Source organism: Candidatus Tumulicola sp., from assembly GCA_036490475.1.
In the GTDB taxonomy this organism is placed as follows: domain Bacteria; phylum Vulcanimicrobiota; class Vulcanimicrobiia; order Vulcanimicrobiales; family Vulcanimicrobiaceae; genus Tumulicola.
On record DASXDT010000005.1, the window covers coordinates 614,903 to 637,446 of the forward strand.

The window sequence follows — 22,544 nt, forward strand, 5'->3', positions numbered from 1 at the left end:
TCGTGCCAAGCCGACTATTCTCACGCTGGGACGTTGCGATCGGCCTGTATGCCATAGTCGCGGTTTGCGCGATTGCCGGCGTCTTGCTCGTTCCGGGAACGCTCGGCCATCACTGGGACTGGCTCATACCAGCCGATCCCGCCGAACTGCGCCGCCTCGCCGGCACGGCCGGCCTCGCGTGGCAAGACTTTGATTTCGGTTCGTACGTAACGTTTCATTACTCGACGCAGTTGACCAGCTTCTTGTTCGGCGTTGCCGGCTTTTTGAATCTCAACGGTGGGTTCGTCACAAAATCGCTGGTTTTTTTCGGAATCTTCGGCTCCGGCGCCGGCATGCGGTTCTTGCTGCTCTCGTTAACGCACGACCGTTCCGACGCGCGCGACGGCACCTTCGCGACCTTCGGAGGCTTGATCTACGCGCTCGCGCCGTTTACGTACAATCAAATCATCGCGGGCGATCAGAGTGCCGTGCTCGGCGACGCGCTCAGCCCATTTGCGATCGGGCTGGCGTTGCGGTCGGTGCTCGCTACCCGTCGCGTTTGGCTCGCCTACGCGCTGGGATCGTCGTTGCTGATGGCCGTCATCGTCGCTTCGTCGCAAGTGTATGTCTTCACGACCGCCATCATGTATACGATTTGTCTACTTACGCGAGCGGCGCCCAAATCGTTACTGCGTCTTGCGACGGTGTCCGGCGCATCCGTCGCCCTCGCCGCGTTTTGGGTCGTGCCCGGGCTTCTCGCCGGCGATTCGCTGTACACGGTCGTGCAGACCGGCTCGCTCGAGAGCGCGTTTGCCACGTACCAAAAGTTCTCGAACCCGCTGATGACGTTTACGACCGTCGCCTTTCCCGGCGACTTTTATTTTCACGCACTCGGCCGCGGCGCGCCGGCGTTTTTCACCGCCTATGCTCTGCTGGTCGCGCTGTGTGTCATCGCGTTGATCAAGCGGCCATCGCCGCTGCTCGCGATTCTCGGCGGCGTGTTTGCGCTCGCCGCGCTCCTCCCGCTGGGCGGCAATCCGATCGTTGGACCCGCCATCATCGCCGTCTTCAAAGCCCTTTTGCCGTTCAGCCTGTTTCTACGCACGCCACAACATCTAATGTTTCTTGTCGCGCTAGTGTTTCCGATCATGGTGTTTCTGTCAGCGCGCGTCGTTTTCCAACGGATCTCCGCGAGTTTGCTGATCGCCGGTTTAGCCATCTTTCTCGCGTACGGCCAGGGCTTTTTTCTTCGGAGCGATTTCCTCGGACTTATCGGACCGTTCCATGAGACGGCGGGGGAGCGCGCAACAATTGCGGCGGCTAGCGTTCCGAGCGATCGATGGTACCGAACGCTGTACGTGCCCAACGCGGGGAGTTATTACTATCATCCCGGCGTTTTCGACTATCGTTTCGAGAGCGGGGATGAACCGCAAATTCCTTTTCTCGGCGTTCCGACGATCGGAGCGGCTGCGAAATGGACGCCTTACGAGCGCACGCAACACCTGTTAATGGCGCTCGACGAAATGATTCCCGATAGCGCCGATGCGCAGACGCAAAAGATGCTGCTGCAAATTTCGAGCATTCACCGAATCGTCGTTCACGCTATCGGGGCGCCGGGTTCGGGCGTCAGAAACGGAATTAGCAATGCGCGGCCGTCGCTCGAGCGCGCGTTGGCGCAAACAGGTATCGCTGTCCGCGAGCAGTCGCTCGACGATCGTTCGATCTGGAACGTAAAGGATGGAGTCCAGCGTACGTATGCACCGGACTGCCTTTTCGGCGTTCCGCCGGCAGCCGACCCGTACGACGTGTTGGCGCTGGCACCCGCGGCAGCCACATGCGCACGTCCGGCAACCATTGTCGCGCCGCCCGGGGAGCGTTCTGAGGAGATTCTGCCGGCGGTCAACTTTCAGTCGGATCCGCGAACTGGAATTGCTCTGGGGCGCCCAAGCGCCAACGTCGCGATCGCGTTGGATGGGTTCGATGGCTTCGTCGCCGCGATTCCGCGCGGCGTACAGGACGTCGAAATGCTCGCGCTTCCACCGGTTCCTAAGGGAACTACCGGCATCGCTTTTCGAATGTCGACGAGCACCTCGCGCCGCGTCTGGGTGCAGCTGTACGCACCCGACAGTAACAACTATTACATGACGAACGTCGACTTCAGCGGCCGCGTACAAGACGTCGCGTTAAACTTCGATCGATTCGGTCGCGTCGGCCAGCCCCGTGTGGCTCGCATTCGATACCTGCGGTTCGCGTCCCAGAATACCCAGTTGCGCGAGAGCGAAACGACGTTCAGCACATTTCGCTGGATCGATTATCCCCAGCAATCGATTTCTCTTCCCTATCTGGCGATTACGCGCAATCTTTGGGATCAGTTCTACTTCGGCGGCGACCGCGAACACGTGGTCTTCGAAGCCCTGCCGGATCGAGCGCCGGTCTACGCCAGAGCACGGATCGTGCGCGCGGGCATGTACGACATCGTCGCTCACGTTCAACAGAGCGTCCGGCCGTTATTGCTGCAAGTCGCGGTGGACGGGCGTCGCAGTCCGTGTTCACCGGACATTTTACCGGGCAACGTTACCGAACGGCTCGTGCATCTGGCGCGCGTGTCGCTGCGCACCGGAACCCACACCTTCGCGCTGCGCTTCTGCCGCGTTCCGCCGCCGCTGCGCACGCAGGACGTTGGCGTTCGTTCGCTTCTTGTCGTGGCCGCGCGGTTCGCGCCGCCGGCACGGCGGATGGCAGGCTCGGCGCGCATCGTCGCACAGGGGGCCAACACGCTGCGCGTAGCCACAACCGGAACGTTGCTCGTCTTTTCTGACTCGTACGACGATCGCTGGAGCGCGAGCCAACATGGTATCCCGTTGTCGCACGTCCTCGTGAACGGTTATGCCAACGGCTGGCTGGTTCCGCATCCGCACGCGGGCGATGTTCATATCGCGTTCGGGCCGCAAAAGGCGCTCACGCTCGGGATTGCCTTGACGGTGTTTCTTGCACTCTTGGCGCTCGCGATCATCGCGTTCTTGGTGATCGACGAGCGGCGCGCGGCCCGAACGGGTTAACCCCGCTCGACGGCCGCCGGTGACGTGTTTGGCATGCCGAGCATCTCGTGCGGAATTCCGAACTGCCGCACCACCTGCAGCGTTTCGGCAAACTCGGCACCGCAGTGTATCCCATCGGCCCGGTTCAGCACAGCGACGTCATCTGCGCGCAGCTCGTGGTACGGCGCGCCCTCATAATTGTAACATCTGATCGCCAATTTTTTTTGTTCTATGTGTGCGGAGATGTCTACGAAAACGTTTGGGACGAACGAGTGGGCCGGCTGTGCCCGATATTCGCTGGGTCCGAACGCAAAGAACTGCGCGTTCGAATGCCGCATCGCGGCGATAACGCATCGCCCGATCTGCGCGTGATCGCAGTGCGAGTCGTGTGTTCCGTGACTCAGCACCACGTCGGGTTGATGCTCGCGCAAAAGCCGGTCGATCGAGCCCACACAGCGCGGCTCGGGAATGTCGATCACGTGGTCGTATTTGCCTTCATCGATCCACAAGAGATCGTGCCCCAGAATCCGCGCGGCTTCGTGCGCGGCCTGTTTCCGGCGCGGAGCCGCAGACGGAACTTCGGCCGAGGTTGTAAAGACCGCGACGGTGACGCGGACCCCGTGACCTACCAAAAGCGCAATGATTCCGCCGACCATAAGCTCGGCATCGTCCGGATGCGCGCCAATGACCAAAGCGCTCTGCATAAAATGCGCTGTATACTCCCCTCTACGGCCACGACTACGCATTCATCCCAGCTGTCCCCTGTAAATCCGGCGTTATTGCTATTCGTAGCGCCGTCACTAACGATTTGTAAGGAGTAAAAAGGTACGCAAGGGATCCTGGCTGGACGATGTACGCGAAGGCTTCGATGGGCCAACCTGAGCGGCGACGTTTCGCATTGAGGCAGCGATCGCATTCGATGCCGCCGTGGTAAGCAAAGCGCGCTCTTCGTAGCGGTTATTGCACTGGTTCGTGATCAAAAGGCGCGCGAAAAGACGCTTTCTTTCGCCACAGCCTAGGTGCTAATGACGGCTCCGAATGGAGCGAAGAGGGGATTAAAGGTGCGCAGAGGATTGCCGCCGGCCGGGTACGCGTAGATGTTGATGCTACCTTGACTTCCGCACGTGTTAGGGACGATGACGCGGTTACCGTAGATGTAGAACTGCTCGATGAAGCACGCTCCGTTGAGCGCGACGGTACCGACGACGCGGGACCCGTCGATTCGGTAGATCGTGGGGCGACGTTCCTGGCCGATTGCGAGGTCCGTACCGTCGTACTGCACGTTCCCGGGATAGAACAGTTTCGTGTCTAACGGTACGAGTCTGAGTTTCTTATCGCCTGGCGACAACTGCGCGATCCTCACCGGCATTGACGAACCGCCCGGCGTACCGTCGACAAACAGCGTGCCCTTTGAGTCATATCCCACGAACAGGTACAGCCAAATGCCCTTTATGTTGTAGAACAACGGCTTTCCCGTCGAATGCTTGTACACGAGCAGGGTGCCGGGGTCTTCGGATAAATTGGTAACGGCAACGGCTAAGTTGCCGGTCACCGGATCGACCGCGCAGGCCTCAGCAGACGAATCGGACTGTATGGTTCGCGTCGGCTTAACTTGACCGTGCATAAACTCCAGCAGATCGGCCGCGTTGCCGTTCGTTTGCGAAACGACCCATACATCTTGAGTGCGCGAATCCACACATAGACCCATCGGGTAGCGCCCGGCGGCGAGCCTTGCGACGAATTGAAGTTTGGGATAGGTGTACATCGTTACGTTGTGCGCGCTGCGTCCGGACACGTATAGCAACGCACCGCTCGTGGCATTGGGCGCGACGGTCGAAGCGCTGCGGGAACCTATTGCCGCTGGTTGCCGATCGAGAGTCGAACTTATCGTGTTGCCGGCTCCCGAACAGGCGGCGATCGCCGAGCCCGCACTGAGGATGAACGCGCCGTGGACGATGGATGAGAGTGCTCGCATTGGCCAACCCTCCGTTCGTTCGTTTAGCCTATCACCCGGGTCGCTGCAGCGCAAGTACGGTGCTGAAAGGGCAGTCCGGATCACGGGCGCGCGGCGGCGGCGACAGAGTGATTCCGACAAAATCGAAATGGCGAAGCGGTCGATTGCCGCGCAACTCCTTGGTGGATTAAAACCATCGTACCGTAAAAACGATCATCGAGCATGTCGAAAACGGATCGAGGATTAATGAGGCGCGTCGCTATACAAAACGCTCCGCTTGATCACACCGCAGGCAACGACCGCATGGCTTGCATTCTGGACCACGATCGCGTATTCACCGCTCGTAAGTGAAAAATGGGTATGTCTACATGCGCCGATCCAGCAGCGATTTTCAACGTCTTCCCAAAGGCTCTATCTAGCTCCGAGCCGCTGGACGGAGGACTCGTGCAGCTACCCGTAGCGAGGACGACGTGATAGATGCTCATCGGTGCAGAAGCGGTAAGCTGGGGCCAGATGTTGCTGCCTTCGATACGACAGTTGCCTTGGTCGTCGCAGGCTTTTCCGACGGAAGCTATCGCAAGGCCTAAGACTCGCGAGTTGCCTAAAGTTTTTCAGAGTTACCGACGTCTGCTAAGCCAGCTTCCCTGGCACGCAGTCATCGTAAGGACCGGCGGATCCAATATGGGCTGTCGCGAGAACTGCAACGAAACGTACGGTAAGAAGCGCGAGCGGTCCGTTGCTCGCAAACCTTTCAAAAGCAAATACAGTGGCACCCCGCAGAGCTAGAAGGTGTCAAACGTGTGTTGTTGTCGTTGCGAGCAGCCGAAACGGCTCGCTATGAGATCACATCGGAGTCGCGACTACTGAGGTACTGCGATGATATCGAGCTTCTTGAAACCCTTGTACGTCGCTAAAAGCGTCGGCGGGACACTCGATAGCCACCCTTTCGCCGGTCTCGCAAAGGCGTAGACGCATTCGTTGTGGGCATCGGCCACGTAGGCGATCGATGCGTCGCCGTTCAATGCGACGCCGCCGATCGATCCGTCCTTATCGGGCACGCGAATCAACGATCCGCCCGAGGGCGACGAAATCGAAACGAGCCCGCGTGCGCCGTCGACGGGCGTCAGGACATCCTCGTCGTTATCCGCGGCGCCGCCGATGAGGGCGATCGTGCCGATGCCAAAGCAGCTACCTTCGGTGTATTTGCCGCCGGCGGTGCGCGTGAAGGGACGGACGCTCGCGAAACCGCAGCCACCCGAAACGATGACGTTCTTTCCGTTGGGCGTCGAGAGAACCGACGCGGCGTTCGTCGAATTCTCAATCACGACCGTTGGGCCGTGCTTGCCCATCTTGCCGCGAGGAAAGAAGTACACCGCCTGTTGGCCGTAGTCGCTGACGTAGACGTTATCGTGCGCGTCGACGGAAACGTCAGTCAGCTCCGGCACACCCGATCCGCCCTGCAAGCTCGGTGCGTCGAGTTGGCGCACGAGCGTGCCGGTATCGGTAAAGATCTGCACGCACGCGGCGCACGGATTCGAGCTCGATCCAGTTACCGTCGTATAGATGCTACCGTGCGCATCGGCGGCAAGACCTTGCGCCACTCCATTGCCCGGAGAGAACTGCTTTGTTACTTGCGCTTTTCCGTTCGCAATCGAAAAGACCGTAATCGTTCCGTTCGAGTAATCGAGATTGAAAAGTTCGGTGAGGCCGCCCGATGCTGCACGCCGTACGTCGCTGCCGGGCGCCGTCGAGCCGGTAAATGGAAGCGTATGCTGCGCCGACGTTACGCTCGAGCAACCAGCCAGCGCGAGCGCTGCGGCGCCGAGAGCGGCTAAAAGTACAGTCTTCATCTGCCTCTATTTGCTGCGTGGTGCCTCGAGTCATTCGCACAACAGGTCTGCCCGCGACGAACGATTTGCGGGCTCTTTGCAAGCGCCGCATCGTGCTCAACGAACGTTCAAGTCTTTGCCTTACATCCAAGAGCCATCTCAGCTCGTTACCTGGCTGAGGTTCGCGTCTCAGTCTCAAACGGCGAAACGCGCAACAAGCAAGATCCCTCGAGGAGTGACATCATGAAATCCAACACGCTGCCTGGCGCCGAAAATCCAGAGCGAGCGCAACGCGATGCTTCGTAGCCACTGCCTTTCGATCGGTCGCTTTGCCGGAATCGTTCTTGCGGTCGCTCTTTCGGCAAACGTGGCAGGGACGGCGCTCGCGAGTCTTGCGCCAAATCGCACGCAAACGACACAATACCTCGGCCAGCCGGACCTGCCGCTGACAGCGGCCGTCGTTGCGGCCGGAGGAGGAGCGAAACACTTCAGCGCGCTTGCGTTGCTATCGGTATTGACCGGTCCAAAAGATGCCGTCGAAGTCGGTCGTCTGACGCGACGCTTTGGCAAGGTGCGCGTCGCAGCGTTCGCGGCGACGTTCGACCGCGCGGTCGACGATGCGCTGGCAACCGCCAGGAAGGCCGGCGTCTCGTTGCCTAAGCCGTCGGCATACCTGGCAGATGGCGGACATTTGTCGGCGGCGTTGCTCGTTGCCGGCACGATGGGCAATGGGCGTTTCGACGTCGGTTATATGCTGGAGCACCTCGTCTCGCGCAAAATTCACGTTGCGATCATGCACCAGCTCAATGGCGATCCTAACGTCGGCCATCAGAGCAATGCGGATTTTCACATTATGCTTACCGCGCTGATGATGGATCTCAAATCGCAATACGGTCTGTAATGCACGTGATTCGCCTGCGCTCCCCGTACGCGGTCCTTTTCGCCGTCGCAACCTTGCTCTCGGCGTGCTCCAAGCAGGATGCGGGTGAACATCGTACTCAGGCACCTCAGTTCGTCGTCGTCGACGATCGCATTGTCGGCAGTAGAGCGGACCAATTCTTGTATTCGGGCCGTTGGGAACGCGTTCGGGGCCGCCACGATGGCCGGCATGCCGGTACCAGCACGCGCAGCTTTACCCCGGGCGACACGGTATCGCTATTCTATTTCGGTCGCCGTTGCGAGCTCTTCGGCGTGGCGGGGCCTCAGGGTGGCCCCGCCACCCTGGTCGACGAAACGCATCACACCATCAACTTCCACGCTCGTTCGGTACAAATGAAATCGGTGTATCTCAGTCCGTGGCTGCCCGACGGTCCGCACACGATGGTCGTTACGGTTGGCGTGCAGACGAAGGGGTCGGCGCGAAATGGTTACGTGAATATCGACTACGCGCGCATCGACAAATAACTATCAAAAATCCACCTGTTAGGGTGGATTTTCGGAAACTTGGTGGAGCTGTCGGGGTACTGCCCCCCGAGTCCAAGAAGCCTAAACGGCGCATTCTCCAGGCTCAGCTTTGATTTTAGCTTACTCGAGCGGCCGCCTCAAAGCGCGGTGTACCGTTCGCAGCAGATCGTTTGTCTCGCCCGCGCGTCCGATCATTCGCGCGAACCAGCCCGAGTTTATGGCCGGAGAGCAGAGCGGCTCGGGCCGACCCTCTGCGTCCGGTGGCTAACCTAAGTTAGGCAGCCAGTGCGTATTGATTATCGGCAGATATTGCCGTTGCGATCGTTTTAGGAGGGCTCGCAACTCCGCCTGCTAACGCCGATCACGGATCTTCCTGTCGAACCTATTTCAGCCCCATGATCGTGCTCCGGGCCGAAACCCGGAGCAATCACTATAACACGCGCGTCAATGCGCCGGTTTCGGTCTTGGCTAGCGCGCTTCTTCGCGCTTGGAGCCTTGATGCATCAGGGTCGAAACGATCATCATGAGGATCGCTCCGTACAGATTGGCCAGCCACGGGCTGATCTCGCCGGTCGTGTGGAAGTTGGGCGTCACCCAAACCGTAATCGCGAACAAAATATAGTTGACCACGATCGAGAACAGGCCCAGCGTCACGATGGTCAGCGGCAGCGAGAGAAGCCGCAGAATCGGTCCGAGGACCGCGTTAACGATGCCGAAGATCAATGCCGCGATCAGCGCGGTTCCGACGGTCACGCCGTGATTAAAACCCGGGACGTACTTGGCGATCAGATACAACGCGATCGCGTTGACGATAAAGCGAAGAAGCAATTCCATCCGGCTCTCCTTTTGACGGTTGCGAACGGGCGCAGCCTTGCTTGGCTTCCTACGCGGGAGACTGCAGTCCCTGTTTTACCTTGGCCGCCAGCGCCGGCGTCATGCCTTTGACCGCGGCGATTTCGTCGATGCTGGCGCGCCGGATGCCGGCAGCCGAGCCGAACGCCGTCAGCAAGCGCTTTTTGCGCGTGGGGCCGACACCGTCGAGCCCATCGAGCGCTGACTGCATCATCGACTTGGCACGCCGTTGGCGATGATACGTTACGGCGAAGCGGTGCGCTTCGTCGCGGATCCGTTGGACCAAATGCAGCGCGGCCGAGTTGGGCGGCAGCACGATCGGGTCCGAGCTCCCGGGCAAGTACAGCCACTCGTGCTCTTTGGCCAATCCCGCGACGGAAAGTCCGGTCATATCGAGTTCTTCGAGCACCTCTACCACCGCGCTGAGCTGCCCTTTGCCGCCGTCGATCAGCAGCAGATCGGGTTTCTTGTTGAACTTCTCTTTACGCGCCAGCTCGCGCTCCATCGGCTGCTCTTCTTTATCCGTCACCCGGCGCAAATAGCGTAAGCGACGCCGTAGCGTCTCTTGCATCATCGCAAAGTCGTTGGGGCCACGATCGTACTGAATCTTGAACTTGCGATATTCGCTCTTCTTCGCTCGGCCCTCGACGAACACAACCATCGAAGCGACCGGATTGGTCCCCGCAATATTCGAGATGTCGTAACACTCGATGCGGTGCGGCATTTCCGGCAGCTCCAGCGCATCTGCCAAATCGGTGAGCGAACGCGCTTGCGCCGTCTCTTGCACTTCTTGGTGGGCGAGGAACGCCTTGAGGTTCTGCTCGGCGTTTTCATGCACAAGCCGCATGTATTCGGCTCGAACGCCGCGTTGCGGCACGAGAATTCGAACGCGTTGGCCCTTAATCGACGAAAGCCAGCCTTCGATCGTCGGGCGCTCCTCGGGTAGCTGCTCGACCAGCACTTCCTTTGGAACCGCATTCGAGTTGCCCGGACGAGCGCGCCGTTTCAGCGCAACCGGCACCTCGTTTTCGCGCGCGACGCGTCCGGTCGAAAACGTCGCCCCTTCGGGCGCTCCGGCGGTCCGCGCCGTATAAAATTGCGCGAGAAACCCATCCATCAGCGTCGCGTCGGACTGGTCGTGCACGCCGTCGAGAATGAAGTGCTCTTGGCCGATCAACTTGCCGCCGCGAACGAAGAAGACTTGCATGCAGGCTTGGTCGCGGGAACGAGCGATCGCGATCAGATCCATGTCGAGCCGCGACTTCCAAACGACCTTCTGGTTTTCGGTGACCCGCCGCAGTTGTACGATACGATCGCGAATGCGTGCCGCCGATTCGTAACTATATTGTTCGGCAGCGTGGCTCATCTCGGTGTTGAGCCGCGAAAACAACGTGTCTTGTTTGCCTTCGAGAAACAGCACTGCTTCGTCGATCATCGCATCGTACTCCGGCTCGGATTGCAAGCCAACGCATGGCGCCAGACACCGTTTGATGTGATATTGCAGGCACGGACGTTTACGCTTGCCGTCGATCGGCTCGCGACAGGTGCGCAGCGGAAATACCAACCGCACGACGTCGATCAGTTCGCGCAAGCCATGAGCGTTGGTATACGGGCCGAAATAGCGGGCGCCGTCGTCCTTGACCATCCGCGTGAACACGATCCGCGGGTACGCCTCGTTGGTCACCTTGAGATACGGATAACGCTTGTCGTCGCGCAACCGGACGTTGAACGGCGGCTGGTGCCGCTTGATCAGATTGGCTTCGAGGATCAGCGCTTCGATTTCGTTGGTGACGACGATCGTCCGCACATCGACCACGCGTTCCACCATGGCCGCCGTGCGTATATGATGGACCGAGCCGGCTTGAAAATACGAACGAACGCGGCTGCGCAACGACACGGCTTTACCGATGTACAGAATCTCGCCGCCGGAGCCAACCATCAGGTAGACTCCGGGTGCGTCGGGTATTTGCGTCAGCGTTTCTTCGCGCGTCACCGCGAGTTCGAATCGCCCTCCCGGGTCGAAGGGTTGCGTTTCCGCATGAGCGACCAAACGATTATTCCGGCCACGACGACAATCACGGCGATAATTCCGCCAAGCGTACCCCAGCGATGCAGGAGCGGTAAAATTCGATCCAAGTGATCGCCCAGCTGGTAGCCCAGGCCGACGAGCAGGCTGCACAGCACGAGCGAACTCAGCAGCGTCCATAATATGAACGCGCCGTAATGCATCTCGGCAATGCCGGCCGGAAAACCGGCCACGCCGCGGACCACGGGTAGAAAGCGGCAGATGAAAATCGAAAACGTGCCGTAGCGGGCGAAAAACCCGTGCACCACTTCGAGCTGACGGTGATGGAAACCGACGTACTTTCCATACCGTTCCAAGACCGGCACCCCGCCGTAACGACCGATCGCATACGCGAGAGTCTGCCCTGCGCATTCGCCCGAGACCACGACGGCGATCGTCAGCCAGATACTTGCCAAATGTTTCGTCGCCGTCAAGGCACCGGATATCGGAAGCACCAGTTCGGCACCGACCGGTAATCCAATATTACCCATCACCATCGTTAGGAACAGGCCGCCATACCCATACTTGTCGATCAGGTCGATGACGAAGTGCTGCAGATGTTCCATGGACTAGTCGGCCCGCGTCGGAGCGTTGTGGGCGGCGGCTTGCCGCAACACCTCGGCGGCCAAGCTCCCGCCTTCTTCGCGAAGCGCTTCGAACAAATCGAACGGCGCGATCTCACGGTCGGGGGCCCGCGTTTCGGCCAATGCGACGATCTTGCGCAACCGTGGCGTAAGCAGAATGCCTTCCCAGGCGCGCTCTTCTCCGGTCACAAAGCTGCGGCGAATTTCTGCATGTACTGCTCCAGCGTCGATGCCGCCGGCCGCGAGTTCCGCCGCGATCGCGTCGTCTCGCTCGTCCAGCAACGCGAGCAACAAATGCTCGACGCCAACGTAATAGTGGCTGTGGTTGCGGCACTCTTGCTCAGCCGCACGGAGAACCCGTCGCGACGCCGAGTCGAAATTCGAAAACACGCCTCTCCCGGCTTCATAGTTGAAAAAGTCGGGGAACTATCGGGGCGACTGGATTCGAACCAGCGACCTCTACGTCCCGAACGTAGCGCTCTACCAAGCTGAGCCACGCCCCGATGAAGCTTCTCGTTTTATTAGACCATACGCGCCGTGTCCTGCCGCCAGGGAATGGCGCCGAGGCTGGGAAAGGCCTGAGCCGCCCATGCAATACCTAATCGTCGGGTGCGGCCGCGTCGGGTCGGCACTCGCGAAATACCTCGACCTCGATGGCCACGAGGTCAACGTCGTCGACGAAGACCCATCCGCTTTCAAACGCCTTGGCCCCAAGTTTAAGGGCCACGTGATGGTCGGTACCGGTATCGACTACGACGTGCTCAAACGTGCCGGCGCGACCACCGCCGATGGGTTCGTGGCCGTCACCAACGGCGACAACCGCAACATCATGGCGGCGCTCATCGCCCAACGCATGTTCAAGATCAAGCGTATCGTCGCGCGCATCTACGATCCGGCTCGCGGCCAAATGTATCGCGAACTCGGCGTGCAGACGGTCTGCCCGACGACCGTCGGCGCCAAACTGATCCGCGACGTGCTGATGGAAGCGCCCTGGAATACGTTGCAATCCTTCGACTTCGGAAAGTTGACGTCGATTTCGGCGGTCATTACGCACGCCGACGCAGGCAAGATCGTTCGCGATATCGAGGACCGCGGTCGGGTGCGCATCGCAGCCGTTCGTCGTGAAGGCGGGGGCGTCTATATCGCAACCGGCGACATGGTGCTCGAGGAGGGCGACGAGATCAACGCGGTCATCGCACCCGAAGCCATCAGCGCCTTCGCACAGCGTTTCTCGAGCGCCGCGCCCGGCGCGAGGATGTCCGCATGAGGATGTCCGCATAATGTTCGTCCTGATCGTCGGCGGCGGAAAAGTGGGCTCGAATCTCACCCGCGCGTTACTCAATCAAGGCCACGAAGTCGTCGTGATCGAGAAAGATGCCCGCAAGGCAAAGTCGCTGGAGCGCCTCGTCGATCGTCAGGTGACCGTCGTCGGCGACGGCTGCGATCCCGCGGTGCTCGAAACGGCCGGCGTCGCTCGAGCCGACGTCGTGGTAGCCGATACCGGCGACGACGAAGACAACTTGGTCGTCGTGTTGCTGTCGAAGCGCAAATCGAAAGCGCAGTGTATCGCTCGGGTCAACAACCCCGCCAACAAACTGATCTTCGATTCGATCGACGCTGAAGACCCGGTGATCGTGATCTCTTCGACCGAGCTGATTCTCGACGTGCTGAACCAGCACGTCAATGCCTCCAACTGCCGCTCGTTTATGGAAACGATGCACCTGTTCGGCAAAGGCGAGATGCAGTTGTTACGCGTCGCGGTACGCGACACGTCCCCGGTACAAGGCAAGCCGTTGGGCGATTTGAACCTGCCGCGCAACTCGGTGGTGGTCGCGATCGACCGTCCCGACATGGACTTGCAAATTCCAACCGGCGATACGGTGCTTCATGCCGGCGACTCGATGATCGTGATCGTGAAGAACGGTGCGGCCGAGCGCATTCGCGCGCTTATCGGCGGTCCGGCAGCCTAACCGCGGCGATTGCCGCTTGTCCGAGCGCGATGCCCCCGTCGTTGGGCGGCACCATCGTATTGAGCCATAAACGCTCGCCGAAGGCTTCGGACAACTGTTCGATCAGCAGCCCGTTTTGAAATACCCCACCCGACGCAACGACCGGACGCTTCGTATCGATGGCAGCCGCAGCTTCGACGCACGCCTGCGCGACCGCGCTATGGAACGCGCGCGCGATGTCGCACGGCTCGCGACCGTTGCGGCGATCCCGAACGATGCTCCCGAGCAACGGGCGATAGTCGAGGGTGCCATCGCGCAACGGAAACGGATACGCATCGGCATTTCCGTCGCGCGCTAACTGCTCCACCCACATGGCCGCCTGACCCTCGAACGTCATCTCGCGCGTGAATCCGAGCAAGGCCGCCACCGCGTCGAAGAGTCGGCCCATCGACGTGGTCGCAAACGTTCGTACGCCGCTGCGCGCCAGCGCGACCGCGGCACCGTAGCGGGGTGGAAACGAAAACGGCGGCGCGATCAGATCTGGAAGGTCCTCGACCTCGAGCAAAAATCCGGCGGCCGCGGCGACCGGATGCCGTGCGGCGGCGTCGCCACCCGGCAACAGCGCCGGCCGTAGCGAAAGCGCCCGCACGAATCCGTCGCAGACGCTGCCCGTAAAAACTTCGCCGCCCCAAATCGTGCCGTCGTCGCCATATCCCGTACCGTCGAACCCCAATCCGACGACGGACCGGTCCAGCTCGCCGCGCTCGGCCAGCACGCTGGCGACGTGCGCGCGATGGTGCTGCACGGCGATATGTCGAGCGGCCTCGAGTCCCAGCGCATATTGCGTGGATACGTACTGCGGGTGTAGGTCGTGTGCCACGACGAGTTGCCGCCGATCGACTTCGTACATCGCGCACAGATCGTCGATCGCCGTTCGAAACGAACGCGCGACGTCGTAGTGATCCAAGTCGCCGAGATGTTGGCCGGCAAATGCTTGTCCCTCGACGACCAGTACCAACGCATTCTTGAGATCGCCGCCAACGGCAAGAATCGGCGCGCGTGATGGGAGCGATGCCACGGCGCGCGGTGCGTAGCCGCGACCATGCCGCAAGACGCTCGGACCGTTTGGCCCGACGCGAACGACCGAATCGTCCAGACGCCGCGCGATCGGCCGTTCACCGATCAAAAACGCGTCGACGATCCCGTCGAGCCGTTGTCGCGCATCCTCGTCGTCGTAGGCGATTGGCTCGCTCGAGCGATTTCCGCTGGTCATCACCAGCCACGGCGGCGCGCCCGCGTCGAACAGCGCGTGATGCAGCGGCGTGTGTGCGAGCATCACGCCGAGATCGCGGTTGTCGGGGGCGACGTCCAGCAATGCGCGTTTGGCCGGCGCGAGGACGATCGGCCGCGCGATCGACGTTAACAACGTATCGATCTCGGGCGTCGTATGAATCAAGGCGCGCGCGCCGTCGAGGTCGCGCACCATCACCGCGAACGGCCGTTCCTTACGAAACTTGCGTTCGCGAACCGCGCGCACCGCATCCGGGTTTGCGGCGTCGCACGCCACGTGATAACCGCCGAGACCCTTTATTGCCAGCACCTTGCCTTCGCGTAACAGTTCGGACCCGCGCCGCACGGCATCCGGGCCGCGCGCCGTTTCAGTCCCATACTCCAGAACGAACTCCGGACCGCACCGCGGACACGCAACCGGCTGGGCGTGGAATCGCCGTTCGAGCGGATCGCGATATTCGCGCGCGCAGGGCTCGCACATCGGCCAATCGCGCATCGTCGTGTTTGGCCGGTCGTAGGGCAGTTGCGTGACGATCGTGTAGCGCGGTCCACAATTCGTGCAATTGACATACGCGTATCCGAAACGCCGATCGGCCGGGTCGCGCAACTCCGCCAAACAATCGGTGCAGACTGCGAGGTCGGGCGAAACCCGCACGCTGACGTCGCCGGTGCGCTGCGTCGCCTCGATGGTAAACTCGGTAAAGGTGCCGGCCGGCGCTTGGCCGATGTCGATCTCGGCGAGTGCAGAGGCAGCGGGCGCCTCGTCGACCAGCGCCGCGACGAACGCGTCGATGTCGAGATCGCTGCCTTGCGCCCGAATCTCGACCCCGCGCTCGCCATTGCGCACCCATCCCACGATCGAATGTCGCGCCGCCAAACGGTAGACGAACGGCCTGAAGCCGACGCCTTGGACGACTCCCGAGATGTGGATGCGCAGCGTGCGTTGCTTCACCGGAACGCTGGTCACGCCGGCGGAGGCGCGCTCCCGACGTAACACGAGCGTCCATGCCAGCCGACTTCCAGCACCGTTCCGTCTTCGACCAGCGTCGGAACGGCGGCCGACGGCGTCATGGCTAATAGCCGGGTTCGGGCGTCTGCGTCCGCGTCGACGTCGTACTCCACAAAAACACGGCCACTCCACTCGAGCTGCTCGCGCAAATCCGGGGTGTACGGGCAGCTCGCGCTTCCGAATAACTCGAGCACGTCAGAGGAATTCCTCGCCGAGGGCCAGCCCCTCACGCACGATGTGATAGATCGTGCCTTGGACTTCTTGAATGCGCGGGATGTAGTCCGAATGCACCACGATGGCGCGATCGGCCAACTCGCGCCGCACGATTTCGCCGCCATCATATCCGAGCAATGCGACGGTGAGCATGCCGCGCTTCCGCGCCTCTTCGAGCCCGGCGATCACGTTGCGCGATCCACCGCTCGTCGAGAAGGCGAACGCGACGTCGCCGCGCCGTCCGTGCGCAATAATTTGTCGCACGAACACAACATCGACGCCAACGTCGTTCGAAACTGCGGATAAAATCGCGGGTTCGAGCGAGAGCGACAGTGCCGGTATCGAAGCCGCGCCGTCTTCGGGCATCACGCAATCCAGCGCGAAGTCGGTCGCATCGGTCGCCGAACCGCCGTTGCCGAAGGCGAGAACTTGCGCCCCGCGGGCCACGCGCTCGGCCACGGCAACGATCGTATCGGCGATCGTCGCGCTCATCTCGCGCGCCGTGGCCTGGCGCAGGGCACGCGCGTCCCGCGCTTTGGCCTCGATCGATTCCGCTACGCTGCGGTCGAGCGACTCGTCGGGGCGCTCGCGCGCCTCGCCGAGAAACGGATACAGAAACGAAGCGGCGCCGACATCGGTGCCACCGATTTCACGATGCTCGAAATACACGTGGACGCTTTCGTATAGCGTGTGGCCGAGAATCTCGAACAATTCCTGATGCAGATGCGCGTCGTCGCTGGGCGCGGCGACCGCATAATCGGCGCGATCGCCCGGAAACGCCACGGTCAGCGCGCCTCGTTCGCGCGCGCGATCGAGCACGGCCTGCACTAGGTCGTCACCCTGCGGCGGCCCTAGACCGACCACGATATCGTCCGGACGGACGACCGCATCGACCCAACGCTCCGGCGCGACGCTTAAATCCATGGCCGGAAGCGCGCGCTTACCGACGATCACCGGATGCACGAATTCGACCGAAAGATGCTGCGCGTCGGTCGCGTATGGGCCTCGTCCCACGGCCAGCAATCGTCCACCGCGGTCGAAACGCTCGAACACTCGGCGAGCGGCGCGCGCCAACGGCAGCGCCTCGCGCGCGAAAAATGCGTCGGCAATCGCATCGCGTGCGGCAAACCGGTCGGCAACCCACGTCGTGAGGCGCGCGCGGCGATCGAGACCGGTCAACATATTCGCGGCAGCGGATCTCCAACGAGCATGTCGACAACGCGCGTTCCGCCGTAGGCTGTGGTCGCGATCACCATGCCGGCCGGGGCGTCGCGAACCTCGCCGATGCACGCAGCCTGCTCTCCGCCCGGAAGCGCGCGCAAGGCCGCCAGTGCGGCGTCGGCAACGTTGTCGGCGACGAGAGCGAGCATCTGCCCTTCGTTCGCGATGTGCAACGGATCGAGGCCGAGCAGTTCGCACGCGCCACGCACCTCGTCTCGCAACGGAACGCGTTCTTCGGAAATTGCGATCGCATGGTGCGAGCCGCGAACCAACTCGTTGAGCGCGGTCGCGACGCCGCCGCGCGTCGGATCGCGCATCCAGCGCAGTCCGCTGCCGCACGCTTCTAATAACGCGTCCACGAACGGCCAGAGCGGCCGCGTATCGGAATGCAGATCCGTTTCGAAATCTAAATCTCCGCGCGCCAGCAAGATCGTGATGCCATGATCGCCGATCGGTCCGGTGAGCAGCACGCGGTCGCCGCTCACGATTCGATCCGGTCCGAGCGACGCTCGCTGGTCGACGATCCCGATGCCGAAGGTGGTGACGTACAGCCCGTCGGCCATGCCGTGCTCGACGACTTTGGTATCGCCGCCGACGATCGGAACGCCGGCACGTGCGGCGGCATTCGCCATGGTTTCGATTTCGGCGCGCAACACGTCGCTCGGGAGACCGGCCTCGACGATCAGCGTGGCCATCAACGCGTGGGCGCGCGCACCCGACACGGCAAGATCGTTGACCGTCCCGTTCACCGCCAGTTCGCCGATCGAACCGCCCGGAAAGCGCAGCGGCTTGACGACATAGCCGTCGGCCGTCGTCGCGACGCGCGTTCCGCCCAGCGAAAACACGGCCGCGTCCGAAAGCTGCGCTAACACCGGGTTGGCGAACGCCGGCGCGATCAAACTTTCGACTAAACGGCGCGAGGCTTTCCCGCCGGCCCCGTGCGCCATTTCGATCTGCGCATCGGTGAAGCGCAGGCGCGACGCCGGCGCGGCAGCTCGATCCAACGTATCCACGTTACGCGGTTGCGGCGGCTGGCTCGTCGATGCGTGCATAGCGGTAATACGCAGCGCACGCACCTTCGCTCGACACCATCAACGCGCCAATAGGGTGCTCGGGATTACATTCTTTACCGAACAACTTGCACTGCGGCGGCTTCAACACACCCTTGAGGATCTCGCCGCATTGCGCGGCCTTGGGATCGGTAACGCGCACGCCCGGAACGTCGAAGATGCGCTCCGCGTCCCATGCGGCGAACGCGTCGGAGAGTTTGAGCGCTGACTGGGAGATGAATCCCAAACCGCGCCACTCGAAGTACGGTCGCAACTCGAACGTTTGCGCCATGGCGCGCAAGGCCGGAATGTTTCCGTCCCACGGTACGATGCGCCGGTATTGGTTTTCGACCTCGGCGCGTCCCTCGCGCAACTGCACGAGAATCCGCGCGATCGACTCGAGCATATCCAGCGGTTCGAAACCCGAGATCACGATCGGCTTCCCGTAGTCGCGCGAAACGAATTCGTACGGCCGGCAGCCGGTGACGGTCGAGACGTGTCCCGGCCCGATGAATGCGTCTAACCGCATGTCGGGCGAATCCAAAATTGCGCGCATCGCCGGCACGATCGTGACGTGGTTGCAAAAGACCGAGAAATTCGTAATACCAAGTTCTTTGGCGCGCAGCAGCGTCAGCGCGGTCGACGGCGCCGTCGTTTCGAAACCGATGGCAAAAAAGCAAACGTGACGATCGGGTTCGTTCTGTGCGATGCGCAAGGCGTCGAGCGGCGAGTAGACCATGCGAACGTCGGATCCCCGGGCCTTGAACTCGAGCGGCGTGCCCCTCGTTCCCGGAACGCGCATCATATCGCCGAACGCGGTCAAGATGGTACCGGGATGTTCGACGATCGAAAGACCGTCGTCGACGCGCCCCATGGGTAGCACGCACACCGGACAGCCGGGACCGTGGATGAGCTCGATGTTGTCGGGCAACAAATCTTTGAGGCCGTGACGATAGATCGCGTGGGTGTGGCCGCCGCACACCTCCATAATGCGGTAATGGCGATCCGGATCGATCTGTCGCTCGATCTCGCGAACGACGTTTCGAATTAACTGCGGATCGCGATACTCGTCGACGTACTTCACGTAGGCGCCTCGGGCGAATCGGAAAACGCGTAGCCGCGCACTTCTTCCATCGCCGGCATTTCCTCGCCGAGCATCCGCAGCAGCTCGAGTTGTTCGCGCGCTTGATCCTCTTCAATTCGGCTCATCGCGAAGCCGACGTGAATGAGCACCCAATCGCCGGGGCGTATCCCGGGATCGGCGATCAAGCCGACGTTAATCGTCCGCCGAACACCGGCGACGTCGACCTTCGCGAACAGCGGATCGTCCGCGTTACACTCGACGATTTGACCGGGTATTGCCAAGCACACGTGACGTCGAACCCGCTACATCGCCTCGGATTTGAGGTAACGCACAAGTTCGGGGCCTTGCTGCGCCAACACGACCAATGCGCCCAGGACGATCAGCGTCGCCAATCCGCCCGTCCAATTAATTTTCACGTTCGCGCTCCTTCGATTCGGTAGTGAGTTCGTCGATGAGCCGTCGCACGGCATCTGCGGCCGGCACGATTGCGAATCGGACCGGTTCGCTGAGTTCTTCGGTTATTTCCCCCGAATCCGGGTCGGGCACCGTTTCGGGCTCGCAGGTTACGACCAGCGTCTTGCGCGGCAACGTTCCCAACCGGCGAGCCAGCGCCAGCACGCTCACCGGATCCATGCCGTGCCCTTCGATAGCGCGTGCCGGAAGGTCGTCAATCTCGGGATCGATCACGCTGACCGTTCCCGGTGATTCGCCGCGAGCGGCAAGATCTATGAGGATCGCGGCGTCGTACCCGTCGACCAGCGCATACGCTAGATCGAATCCACGGATGCCAAACTCGATCGCATCGACGCCGGCGGGAAGCGCAGATTTCTGCAGATTTCGAACGACATGCAGTCCGAACGCATCGTCGCCCAAAAAAACGTTGCCGATACCGGCGATCAACACTCGGGCAGGTAGCGCCGCACCGGCGACCGCTTCGACTTCGTTGGGACGAAAGAAAAAACGATGCGCAAGGCTCCGGCCTTTGCCGAGCGTTCGCGCCGGATCGGCGTCGAGGATGACCGCCAGCGAGACGTTTCCCTCGAGATCCTCGATGACGGCGTCGACGCTCGCTAACCGGCCGTCTAACCCGCGCGAGATCGGATCCTGCGCAGCCTCTGGCCGCAGCCGCACGACGGTCCCGGCGCGCACGATCGTATCGCCGACGGTGACGCTTTGCACGCCCGGGCGCGACAGCTCGTCCCATGCTTCGAGGTTCACGGTGCCGCCGGTCCATTCGAGCGCACGGCGCCGTGCAAACGCGCCAGCTCGTGTGGGTCGAGTTGCAACGAACGATCGAGCAGTTCGCCGGCGCGCGGATCGGTCGCACGAATTTCGTCGCGCTCTGCCTCGGTGAGCGCGCGGATGTTGTGCACGAGTAGTTCGTCGATTTCTCCCGCGTCGAACCAATCACCCGGACTCTCCGGAGCGATTCGCGGCCGGTCTTCGAGGATGATCGGTGCCGCGAAAACGGTCGTCGTGTCGGGCTCCGGAAGCGCCAACACCGGCCACAGTCCCTCGGTGCGGCACGCTTCGGCCGCGACGCGCAACGCCTCCGGCGGGTCGACGGTCGAAACGAACCCACCCGGGGTCGCATGCGCCACGACGTGACACGCGAGCAACGTCGAGCCTAAGGCATCTTCTCGTCCGGCACCGTTCCATTCCGTCTCGTTGGCGATGTCGACGCGCAAACGGTAGCCGTTCTGGACCGGTTCGAGGACACACGTCAGGCGTGCGCGCAGCTGGCGGGCAGATCGGTGCAACACGACGCCGCTGCCGGCGTCCTCATCGCGAACGAACGACTCGCAGACGATCGGGCGCTCGACATTCGCTCCAGGCTCGATATCCGCCGTCGCTTCTTCTTCGATGGCCTCGTCCCACGTGACGTACCGGCGATCGTCGATTACTGCTTCATCGACGGACGCGCCGTCGACCAGCACTTGCCGATGGACCAGCCGCAAGAAACGCACCGTAATGCAAACGGCCATTGGCCCATCGACGAGCAGGGCATCGAACGCAGCTCGACTGCGATCGGCGGCGACGCCAGCGTACGCTTCCGGATAAATTCCACCGAGCGTGAAGCGATGCCGGTTTTTTTGCGCGCTTCGCCGGTACGGCCACAGCAGATAGCCTTCGTATAGCACCGTGCGTGCCAACGTTCGCAGCGTGTCGTTCACGTTACGGCTCGCGTCCCGATAGCAACGCCTCGATCGTCGAGTCCCACGTCGTCAGCCCGTGCTGAGCACGATACGTCTGTAAACGCCGCAACAGGCGGTCGTCGATTCGCAGCCAGGCGGTACCGTTGAACACGGCGTCGACGGCCGCGCGCCAGGTCGACACGTCGATGCGGAAAGCGATTTCCGTATCCCACGGCAGCTTGCCGGCCAGCATGCGTTCGCCGCCCCGATAGAACACGGTTCCAGTCGGCAGAATTTCGACCGGAATGAAGCCGCCCTCGAGCGCGGTTGCGTATTTGACGGCGACCATGTCGAATTCGTAACCGCACGGCAAAATCACGGTCGTATCTACGCTGTCTTCGAATGCCGGTACGTTGATCGTTCCGCGAGTCCAGACGATCGGTCCGATCGAGCGATCCCAATCGCCGTCCGAGCCGAATAGCTCGCGCAAACGGCCTCGCTCTGCGTCGCTGTAACGGCGGCGTTCGGCGGCGATTCGAACGTCGACGTTCAACGCCAATCCCAACACCGAAACGCCCGCCTCGGCCGCGATCGACAGCGTTGCGCGCAGCGACGGCGTTGCAGCATCGGTGGCTGCCTGGACGCTGCGCACGCCGAACTGCAGACGCGGCATCGCGCCGAGCGCGGCGTCGATCACGGCGGAGAGAGGTTCGGCATCTGCGGAAGAATCGGATCTCGCGCTTCGGCGTTGATACCGGTCGAGCGCTCCGCCGTCGACGTTCCATTGGGAAGATGGCCGGGCTGCTTCTCGTAGTTTCCGACGCTGTTCCCTTGCTTGATGCCCTCGACGTGTGACGTCATATCGGGGCTTACGTGTATAAAGGCTCGC

At 61.7% G+C, this 22,544-nt stretch carries 22 protein-coding genes, 1 tRNA gene and 1 other RNA gene; 5 read left to right on the forward strand and 19 right to left on the reverse strand.

Translation table 11 applies throughout. From position 1 onward, the window contains the following. Positions 1-2 precede the first annotated feature (2 nt). Positions 3-3,038 (forward strand): hypothetical protein, encoded by a 3,036-nt coding sequence (locus VGF98_06490; GenBank protein ID HEY1681263.1) that lies wholly within the window; start codon positions 3-5, stop codon positions 3,036-3,038. Here VGF98_06490 and VGF98_06495 read toward each other — a convergent pair. The 3 genes from VGF98_06495 to VGF98_06505 all read right to left on the reverse strand — a co-directional run bounded on the left by VGF98_06495 (position 3,035) and on the right by VGF98_06505 (position 6,821). After that, the gene (locus VGF98_06495; GenBank protein HEY1681264.1) at positions 3,035-3,721 is read right to left on the reverse strand and encodes a PIG-L deacetylase family protein; all 687 of its coding nucleotides are present in this window, start codon (positions 3,719-3,721) and stop codon (positions 3,035-3,037) included. The genes VGF98_06490 and VGF98_06495 overlap by 4 nt on opposite strands. 311 nt (positions 3,722-4,032) lie before the next feature. Then, positions 4,033-4,992 (reverse strand): hypothetical protein, encoded by a 960-nt coding sequence (locus VGF98_06500; protein HEY1681265.1) that lies wholly within the window; start codon positions 4,990-4,992, stop codon positions 4,033-4,035. A gap of 839 nt (positions 4,993-5,831) precedes the next feature. Then, positions 5,832-6,821 carry a hypothetical protein gene (locus VGF98_06505; GenBank protein ID HEY1681266.1) on the reverse strand — a complete coding sequence of 330 codons (990 nt, stop codon included), beginning with the start codon at positions 6,819-6,821 and terminating at the stop codon, positions 5,832-5,834. Between the two features lie 274 nt (positions 6,822-7,095). Between VGF98_06505 and VGF98_06510 the strand changes: the two genes are divergently transcribed. Together VGF98_06510 and VGF98_06515 are read left to right on the forward strand one after the other, a co-directional pair. Next, complete coding sequence (locus tag VGF98_06510) at positions 7,096-7,701, forward strand: hypothetical protein (GenBank protein ID HEY1681267.1); 606 nt, start codon at positions 7,096-7,098, stop codon at positions 7,699-7,701. Then, complete coding sequence (locus tag VGF98_06515) at positions 7,701-8,204, forward strand: hypothetical protein (GenBank protein ID HEY1681268.1); 504 nt, start codon at positions 7,701-7,703, stop codon at positions 8,202-8,204. The genes VGF98_06510 and VGF98_06515 overlap by 1 nt, the downstream gene beginning before the upstream one ends. A gap of 40 nt (positions 8,205-8,244) precedes the next feature. Here the strand turns inward: VGF98_06515 and ssrA are convergent. The 6 genes from ssrA to VGF98_06545 all read right to left on the reverse strand — a co-directional run bounded on the left by ssrA (position 8,245) and on the right by VGF98_06545 (position 12,208). Then, positions 8,245-8,599, reverse strand: a transfer-messenger RNA (tmRNA) gene (gene ssrA / locus VGF98_06520). Positions 8,600-8,672: 73 nt separating this feature from the next. Continuing rightward, the gene (locus tag VGF98_06525) at positions 8,673-9,038 is read right to left on the reverse strand and encodes a phage holin family protein (GenBank protein ID HEY1681269.1); all 366 of its coding nucleotides are present in this window, start codon (positions 9,036-9,038) and stop codon (positions 8,673-8,675) included. Between the two features lie 49 nt (positions 9,039-9,087). Further along, positions 9,088-11,049, reverse strand: a complete 1,962-nt coding sequence (gene uvrC, locus VGF98_06530; GenBank protein HEY1681270.1) for an excinuclease ABC subunit UvrC — start codon at positions 11,047-11,049, stop codon at positions 9,088-9,090. Beyond that, positions 11,046-11,687 (reverse strand): DedA family protein, encoded by a 642-nt coding sequence (locus VGF98_06535; protein ID HEY1681271.1) that lies wholly within the window; start codon positions 11,685-11,687, stop codon positions 11,046-11,048. Before VGF98_06535 ends, uvrC begins: the two co-directional genes overlap by 4 nt. Positions 11,688-11,690: 3 nt before the next feature. Further along, positions 11,691-12,095, reverse strand: coding sequence for a Clp protease N-terminal domain-containing protein (locus VGF98_06540; GenBank protein HEY1681272.1), 405 nt, complete (start codon positions 12,093-12,095; stop codon positions 11,691-11,693). 39 nt (positions 12,096-12,134) lie between these two features. After that, positions 12,135-12,208, reverse strand: a tRNA-Pro gene (locus VGF98_06545). 86 nt (positions 12,209-12,294) lie between these two features. On the opposite strand from VGF98_06545, the gene VGF98_06550 reads away from it, so the two are divergent. Together VGF98_06550 and VGF98_06555 are read left to right on the forward strand one after the other, a co-directional pair. Then, the gene (locus VGF98_06550; protein HEY1681273.1) at positions 12,295-12,972 is read left to right on the forward strand and encodes a TrkA family potassium uptake protein; all 678 of its coding nucleotides are present in this window, start codon (positions 12,295-12,297) and stop codon (positions 12,970-12,972) included. A 13-nt stretch (positions 12,973-12,985) separates the two neighbouring features. After that, positions 12,986-13,675, forward strand: coding sequence for a TrkA family potassium uptake protein (locus VGF98_06555; GenBank protein HEY1681274.1), 690 nt, complete (start codon positions 12,986-12,988; stop codon positions 13,673-13,675). Here the strand turns inward: VGF98_06555 and hypF are convergent. From hypF to VGF98_06605, 10 genes are all read right to left on the reverse strand, one after another. Continuing rightward, positions 13,653-15,941, reverse strand: coding sequence for a carbamoyltransferase HypF (gene hypF, locus VGF98_06560; GenBank protein HEY1681275.1), 2,289 nt, complete (start codon positions 15,939-15,941; stop codon positions 13,653-13,655). The two genes, VGF98_06555 and hypF, sit on opposite strands and share 23 nt — an antisense overlap. Continuing rightward, the gene (locus VGF98_06565) at positions 15,908-16,147 is read right to left on the reverse strand and encodes a glutaredoxin domain-containing protein (protein HEY1681276.1); all 240 of its coding nucleotides are present in this window, start codon (positions 16,145-16,147) and stop codon (positions 15,908-15,910) included. The genes hypF and VGF98_06565 overlap by 34 nt, the downstream gene beginning before the upstream one ends. A 1-nt stretch (position 16,148) precedes the next feature. Further along, a complete protein-coding gene (locus VGF98_06570; GenBank protein ID HEY1681277.1) occupies positions 16,149-17,348 on the reverse strand; it encodes an SIS domain-containing protein in 1,200 nt (399 codons plus the stop codon). Next, entirely contained in the window at positions 17,342-18,439 is a 1,098-nt protein-coding gene (hypE, locus tag VGF98_06575; GenBank protein HEY1681278.1) for a hydrogenase expression/formation protein HypE, read from the reverse strand. The genes VGF98_06570 and hypE overlap by 7 nt, the downstream gene beginning before the upstream one ends. Beyond that, complete coding sequence (gene hypD / locus VGF98_06580; GenBank protein ID HEY1681279.1) at positions 18,402-19,520, reverse strand: hydrogenase formation protein HypD; 1,119 nt, start codon at positions 19,518-19,520, stop codon at positions 18,402-18,404. Before hypD ends, hypE begins: the two co-directional genes overlap by 38 nt. After that, positions 19,517-19,801 (reverse strand): HypC/HybG/HupF family hydrogenase formation chaperone, encoded by a 285-nt coding sequence (locus VGF98_06585; GenBank protein HEY1681280.1) that lies wholly within the window; start codon positions 19,799-19,801, stop codon positions 19,517-19,519. Before VGF98_06585 ends, hypD begins: the two co-directional genes overlap by 4 nt. Before the next feature lie 124 nt (positions 19,802-19,925). After that, positions 19,926-20,738, reverse strand: coding sequence for a hydrogenase maturation protease (locus VGF98_06590; protein ID HEY1681281.1), 813 nt, complete (start codon positions 20,736-20,738; stop codon positions 19,926-19,928). Further along, positions 20,735-21,694, reverse strand: a complete 960-nt coding sequence (locus VGF98_06595; GenBank protein ID HEY1681282.1) for a hypothetical protein — start codon at positions 21,692-21,694, stop codon at positions 20,735-20,737. The genes VGF98_06590 and VGF98_06595 overlap by 4 nt, the downstream gene beginning before the upstream one ends. Before the next feature lies 1 nt (position 21,695). Then, positions 21,696-22,352 carry a DUF6084 family protein gene (locus VGF98_06600; protein ID HEY1681283.1) on the reverse strand — a complete coding sequence of 219 codons (657 nt, stop codon included), beginning with the start codon at positions 22,350-22,352 and terminating at the stop codon, positions 21,696-21,698. Next, positions 22,349-22,516, reverse strand: a complete 168-nt coding sequence (locus tag VGF98_06605; protein ID HEY1681284.1) for a hypothetical protein — start codon at positions 22,514-22,516, stop codon at positions 22,349-22,351. The genes VGF98_06600 and VGF98_06605 overlap by 4 nt, the downstream gene beginning before the upstream one ends. Between the last annotated feature and the right edge of the window lie 28 nt (positions 22,517-22,544).